Genomic DNA, 6,255 nt, shown 5'->3' on the forward strand with positions numbered 1-6,255 from the left:
TGCAGATGAGTCAGGCGTTGGTCAAAATCGCGGCAGTGTGGCTGCTCGGACTGATGCTTGCCGTGGCCGGGGCCATCGTGTCCATCAACCTGGTGAACGACTCCGTTGCCGGGCCCCAGCAGCCGGTCCGCGAATATCTCAGCGCCCTGCAAAAGGGCGATGGCGAAAAGGCGCTGGGCCTGTTGCGCGCCTCCGTGCCGCAAAGCAACCCGGCGATGCTCGACGGAACCGCACTGCAAACCGCGGCCGCCCGCATCTCCGACGTCAAGCTTGGTGGCGCTGAGGAACGCGGCGCGAATCAGGTCATGGTGCCCATGGACTACACGATCGACGGCAGCCAGTTGCACGCCGAGTTCCTGCTGGAGCGCTCCGGCACCGAGTGGCTGTTCTTCCACAAATGGTCTTTCGTCCCCTCCGCGCTGCCCGTCCTGGACGTCACTGTGGTCAACTCCAGCGAGGCCACCCTCAACGGGGTACCGGTGAACATGCCCAACGGCCGCAACTCCTTCGCTGTCTTCTACCCCGGCGAGTACGAGGCCGCGCTGAACGGCCAGTACTTCTCCGCCCCGGCCAGCCGGGCCACCGTGGCGGGCGGGGACGCGCGCCCGGGCTCGCTGAACCTGCTGACCGAGGCCACAGGTGCCCTGAAGGAGGCCGTGAGCGGCAAGGTCAAGGAGTTCCTGGACTCCTGCGCCGACGAGGCCGACAAGCAGCAGATGCTGCAGCCCGACTGCCCGTTCTACCACGCCACCAACAACCGCGTGATGGACGGAACCATCGACTGGAGCATTACGGACTACCCGACCGTCAGCATCGAGCCGTTCGGCGGCCGCTGGGTGGTGGCGCCCCTGGACGGCAAGGCCCGGATCAAGGCCCGCCAGGTGGACCTGTTCACCGGCGCCGTGTCCGACATCAACTCGGTACACGATTTCAGCTTCACGACCCGCCTGGACATCGACGGCGACACCGTCAAGCTCACGCCGCAGCTCAACTACTAGACCCGGTTAACTACTAGAACCGGGGGATTCCCCGCCGCAGTGTCTCTTCCCGTCACGCAGGGCAGACTTTGGCCCATCCGAGAGAACCGCCAGGACCTCCGCCACCATTGAAAGCCAAAAGGCTGCTGTCCGTGACGTGAGGTCACGGACAGCAGCCTTTGGATCAGCAGCGGTGCAGCGGGTCAGTCCATTCCGCGCAGGTCCAGGACCAGCTCGGTGTCGCCGTCGGCCTGCAGGAGCACGGGGATTCCCCAGTCCTGCTGGTACAGGTGGCAGGCGGCGTGGTCCGGGATCTCGCCGTCGGCGTCTTCGGGTCCGTCACACGCCGCCGCGCGGGCGGTGATGTGCAGGACGCCTTCGGCAACGTCGGAGGAAAGCTCCAGTGTGCGGAGGAGCCCCACGGACGTCCCGCCGCCGGAAACCAGCAGTTCGGGCGGTGTGGACGATATCTTCAATTGGGTGGGATCGCCCCACCGGTCGTCCAGCTTCTGCCCGGTGGGCGCCGTGAAGCGCACCGCCAGTTCGAGCGGCCCGGGCGCCACGGGGCTCTTGGGCCGGTGGGTCTGCGCAGCGCCCTCGTCCACCTGCTGCGCTTCCTTCGGGATGGGCACGTACACCAGCTGGTGCTTGTTGGCCTCGACCACCACCAGCAACGGCTCGGATCCGGCGACCTGGGTGTGGTCCACAATCACGTCCGAGGGCTCGGACAGTCCGCGTGCCAGCGTGGAAACCGTGCCCGTTGCCGGGTCGTAGCGGCGCACTGCGCCGTTGTACGTGTCCGCGATGGCCACCGAGCCGTCAGGGAGCACCGTCACGCCGAGCGGGTGCTGCAGCCGCGCCTCTGCGGCGGGGCCGTCGCGGAAGCCGAAGTCGAACAGGCCCTTGCCCACGGCCGACTCGACGGTGATGCTGCCGGCGTCGCTAATCACGAGTTTGCGCAGGGCGGAGGTCTCGGAGTCAGCCACCCAGATGTTGCCGTCGGCGTCTTCGGCGAGACCGGAGGACTGGGCGAACCAGGCTTCAGCGGCCGGGCCGTCCAGGAGACCTTCGAGGCCGTTGCCGGCGATGATCTTTACGGCGCCGGAGGTCGGCTCGAAACTGAAGATCTGGTGCACCCCAGCCATCGCCACCACCACGGCGTTGAGTTTGCTGGACCAGACGACGTCCCACGGCGAACTCAGGGACACCCCAAGCGGATCCGCCTCGAGCCGGGTACCGTAGGCGGCGCCTTCCTCGTTCACGCGGGCCGGGCCGGTTTCCAGCAGCCGCTGCACGCCGTTGCCGGCCAGCGTCCGGACGGTTCCGTCCGAGAGGGACAGTCCGCGGAGCCGGTGGTTCACGGAGTCGGCAATTACGACGTCGTAGCCGGCGTCCGCGGCGACGTCCTCGGGCAGCAGCACCAGGCCCTGCGGTTCATTGAACCGGGCGGTCGCGGCGTTGCCGTCGGCGTGGCCCTTTACACCGGAGCCGTACGTGGCCAGCAGCGTCTCAAAGTCGGTGGAGAGTTCCACGAGCCGGTGATGGCCGGTGTCGGTCACGAGCCACGAGCCGTCCCCGGCGCTTCCGACGCCACGGCCGTCGGGCAGGAACAGGGCCTTGCCCGGGAAGCGCAGCGTGCCCGACGACGGTTCCGGCGCCACATAGGGGCCGTCGCCGCGGTGCAGGGTGCCCCTTGCCTCATGCTCGGCGATCAGTTCGGGGATCAGCACGGCGAGGCCGTCCGCGTGGCCTTCACCGGAGAGGTGCGCCACGATGTAGCCCTCGGGATCGATGACCACCAGGGTGGGCCACGCCCGGGCCGTGTAGGCCTTCCACGTGTCCAATTCGGGGTCGTCGAGGACCGGGTGGCGGATCTCGTAGCGCTCCACGGCGGCCGCCAGTGCCACGGGATCGGCCTCGTGCTCGAACTTGGGCGAATGCACGCCGACGGTCACCAGGACATCCGAGTACTGCTGCTCGAGCGGACGGAGTTCGTCCAGGACGTGCAGGCAGTTGATGCAGCAGAACGTCCAGAAGTCCAGCAGCACGATCTTGCCGCGCAGGGATTCGAGGTCCAGGGACTTGCCACCGGTGTTCAGCCAGTTGCGGCCGACCAGTTCGGAGGCCCGGACCCGGAGATGGGTGCGTACGGTTTCGGTCATGAGCGTCCTTCCAGCTTTGAATTGCGTTCGGCAAGCCTGGCGTCGCGCTCGGCCAGCTTGGCAAACATATCGTTGTAAGCAGTGAGATCGGCGTCGTTATTCCTGTCCGCCGCCCGGTCGGTGCGTTTGGACTCGCGCGCGTCGGAACGGGACCACATGACGGCGACGCCAATCGCCACCAGCAGGGTGGGCACTTCGCCGATGCCCCAGGCCACAGCGCCACCCATCTGCTGGTCCAGCAGGGCCGAGGGGCCCCACGTCCGCCCCAGGTTGCCGAAGTAGTCCGCGGCCAGCAGCCCCGTGCCTCCCATGAGGGCGACGCCGAAGAACGCGTGGAAGCCCATGGTGGCCAGCAGGAGCAGCAGCCGCATGGGGTACGGTGCGCGGCGCGGCAGCGGATCGGTGCCGATCATGGTGAGCACGAAGATGTAGCCGGTGAGGGCGAAGTGCAGGTTCATGAGCTCGTGGCCCACGTGGTCCCGCATCGCGTAGCCGAACGCGTCCGAGTAGTAAAAGAGCACGATGGAGCCGGCGAAGTTGGCGGCCGCGAACAGCGGATGGGTCACCAGTTGCGAGAACTTGGAGTGGATGAAGATCATCAGCCACTCGCGCGGTCCGCGCGAACTGTCGCGCCGCGGGGTGAGCGCCCGGAGCGCCAGCGTCACCGGGGCGCCTAGGACCAGGAAGATGGGGGCCACCATGGTCAGGGCCATGTGGTCCACCATGTGCGCGGAAAACAGCACCCTGCCGTAGACCGACGGCGGCCCCGAGGTCACGTAGGTGAGGACCACGAGTCCGATCACCCAGTTGACCGTCCGGAACCAGGGCCACGAGTCGCCCCGTTGCAGCACCTTCCGGACTCCGAGGGCGTAGGACACCAGGGCAAAGGCCGCGACGGCGACCCAGAGCCAGTCGAGCCGCCACTCGGTGAGCCATCGTTCCGGGGTCAGTTGCGGCGGGAGCTCGTAGCCGGAGAGGATGAAGGCCGGCGACGCGTCGGGGGCGAAGGTGGTGGGCTGCGGCGGGGCAGAGCGTCCCAGCGCCACGGCGATCCCGGACGTCGCTCCCATGATGATCAGTTCGACGATAACCAGCTGCCACAGCACTTGGCGCGCGGACCTGCCCATGCCTCGGTTGCCCAGCTGCGGGATAACCCAGCGGCGGTGCATGAGCCCGATGCCGCCCAGCACAAGGACTGCCGCCGTCTTGGCGAGAATCAGTTGCCCGTAGGCCGACCCGAAGAGGTCTGCCCAGGTGGTGAGGCGGATGCTGGCGTTGATCACCCCTGAGGCGAAGACCAGAACGAAGGCAAAACCCGCAAGGGACGAGAACCGGCGCAGGGTCGGCTCGGTGATGTCTGCGGTGCGCGCGGACGCACCTGAGGTGCGCCCGCCGGCGCCGGTGCCGGTCAGGACGCCGGAAAGGATCGCCAGCATGATGATGCCGCCCACCCAGGCCGATACGCCCACCAGGTGCAGGCCGAGCGAGTTGATGGCGCCCTCGTGGTCGCTGGAGCTTGAGGAGTGCCCGATCAGGGCGGCGGGGACCAGCCCGATCAGCGAAAGGAGCAGGGTCAGTGCCAGGCCGCCTCGGGATCGCACGCCGAAAAGGGCTGTGGTGACGACGGCCGCGATGATCACGACAGCCAGCCAGGCACGTCCCGTTTCGATGTCCGTCATGAAGTACACGAGGGAGCGGGTGAATTCCGGATCCCCGGAGATGCCCTGCCCTGCAATGTCCGCATAGCCCAGGACCAGCACGGAGATCGCGGAGAGCGTCCAGACGGCGCCGGCCGCGGCGGCCACGGCCAGCGCCCGGGTGAAGGCCGGATGTTCCGGGCCGTCCTGCTCCTTGGTCCGGGAGCCGCTCCGGTTCCGCGGGAGGATCGCGACGGCGAAGATCAGGCCGCCGATCACGGTGGCCACGGCGACGTTGTGGACCGCTTTGCTCACCGGCAGCCCCCAGCGCACCAGCGCACCCGGATCCGAGACCTCGCGGGCGGCTGCCGCGCCGGAAAAGATGAGTGCCACGGCCAGGCCCACGAACAACGCGCTGAGGCCGGCTATCAGCCACGGCCGGGCAATGCCGCCAGGACCTTGGCCAGGGCCGCGTGTGTCCCCGGGGGGAACGGGCGCTGCGGTTGTGGGCGTGGGATTTGCTGCGGAAGGCACACCTCCATTGTCCGCTACGCCGTCCTGCTCAGCGAATCGGCCCCCAACGGTTCGGCTTTGGGGGTCGGTCCAGGCGACCGGGCGCGGATGGGGCGGGAGACGGCCGGGAACCAAAAAGGAGCGGCAACCCGAGGGTTGCCGCTCCTTTCAAGCCTGCGAAGAAGACTACTTCTTCTTGGCGACTGCAGCCTTCAGCTTGGAGCCGGCGGTCAGCTTGACGCTGTGGCCAGCGGCAATCTGGATGGTCTCGCCAGTCTGCGGGTTGCGGCCGGTGCGAGCTGCACGGTCGGTGCGCTCGACTGCGAGCCAGCCCGGGATGGTGATCTTTTCGCCCGCGGCGACAGAGGTCTCGAAGACCTCGAACAGTGCGTCGAGCACGGAGTTGACTGCTGCCTGGCTGGTGCCGGCCTTGCCTGCGACCTCTGCAACAAGTTCACTACGGTTCTTAGCCATTTATGTCCTCCTGGACGGTCATGATTTTTGGAGCCTGCACACGGCATGCGTACAAACCACTGTTCGAAAACTTACCAGCTTGGCGCCTCAGAGGTGGCAAATTCCGCGTGTTTTCGGCGTTTATTGGGGAAAATCACTGGAATCGACGCCGATCGCGGCCAAATTGCGCCGAGAGCGGACGCCCCTTCGCCGGGGCCGATTCAGGCAGATCCACTGCGGTCCTCGCCGGCGGACTTTCCGCCGTCTGAACAGAGGGCCGGGGCGGCCTCACAGGCGGCCTGGCCCGGTGGTCCGGCAGCTGGTTTTGTGTTGTGGGGGTTAAATGGGCTCTTCCACTTTTGGCGTGGCGGCAGGTGTTCAGCATTCTTGTTGGGCTGCCGTGTACAACAATAGCCGGAGCCTGTAATGGTCATGATTCCGGTATCCGCGGGCGGCTCGTTTGAGGTTCTTGGCGCTGAGGTTCGCCGCTTCGCTGCGCGCGTTCGTGACCCT

At 67.2% G+C, this 6,255-nt stretch carries 5 protein-coding genes; 1 reads left to right on the forward strand and 4 read right to left on the reverse strand.

Annotated elements, in window-relative coordinates; all coding sequences use genetic code 11:
• The first annotated feature begins 5 nt into the window (after positions 1-5).
• The gene (locus tag LQV16_RS16870; protein ID WP_229995051.1) at positions 6-998 is read left to right on the forward strand and encodes a hypothetical protein; all 993 of its coding nucleotides are present in this window, start codon (positions 6-8) and stop codon (positions 996-998) included.
• A gap of 182 nt (positions 999-1,180) precedes the next feature.
• Here the strand turns inward: LQV16_RS16870 and LQV16_RS16875 are convergent, their stop codons facing one another.
• The 4 genes from LQV16_RS16875 to LQV16_RS16890 form a co-directional block, all read right to left on the reverse strand.
• Positions 1,181-3,139: an NHL domain-containing thioredoxin family protein gene (locus tag LQV16_RS16875; protein ID WP_229995052.1), complete on the reverse strand. Its 1,959-nt coding sequence runs from the start codon at positions 3,137-3,139 to the stop codon at positions 1,181-1,183.
• Positions 3,136-5,175, reverse strand: coding sequence for a cytochrome c oxidase assembly protein (locus tag LQV16_RS16880; RefSeq protein ID WP_229995054.1), 2,040 nt, complete (start codon positions 5,173-5,175; stop codon positions 3,136-3,138). The genes LQV16_RS16875 and LQV16_RS16880 overlap by 4 nt, the downstream gene beginning before the upstream one ends.
• 300 nt (positions 5,176-5,475) lie before the next feature.
• Positions 5,476-5,763: an HU family DNA-binding protein gene (locus tag LQV16_RS16885; RefSeq protein ID WP_011776355.1), complete on the reverse strand. Its 288-nt coding sequence runs from the start codon at positions 5,761-5,763 to the stop codon at positions 5,476-5,478.
• Between the two features lie 357 nt (positions 5,764-6,120).
• Positions 6,121-6,255: transposase (locus LQV16_RS16890; RefSeq protein WP_229995055.1), on the reverse strand; the 135-nt coding region annotated here is incomplete at its 5' end.

It is taken from the genome of Arthrobacter sp. Bi26 (assembly GCF_918697925.1).
Classification (GTDB): domain Bacteria; phylum Actinomycetota; class Actinomycetes; order Actinomycetales; family Micrococcaceae; genus Arthrobacter.

Bases quoted from the DNA above. Each gene is read 5' to 3' on its own strand.
- LQV16_RS16870 (WP_229995051.1), top strand. From the start codon at position 6: ATGAGTCAGGCGTTGGTCAAAATCGCGGCAGTGTGGCTGCTCGGACTG.
- LQV16_RS16875 (WP_229995052.1), bottom strand. From the start codon at position 3,139: ATGACCGAAACCGTACGCACCCATCTCCGGGTCCGGGCCTCCGAACTG.
- LQV16_RS16885 (WP_011776355.1), bottom strand. From the start codon at position 5,763: ATGGCTAAGAACCGTAGTGAACTTGTTGCAGAGGTCGCAGGCAAGGCC.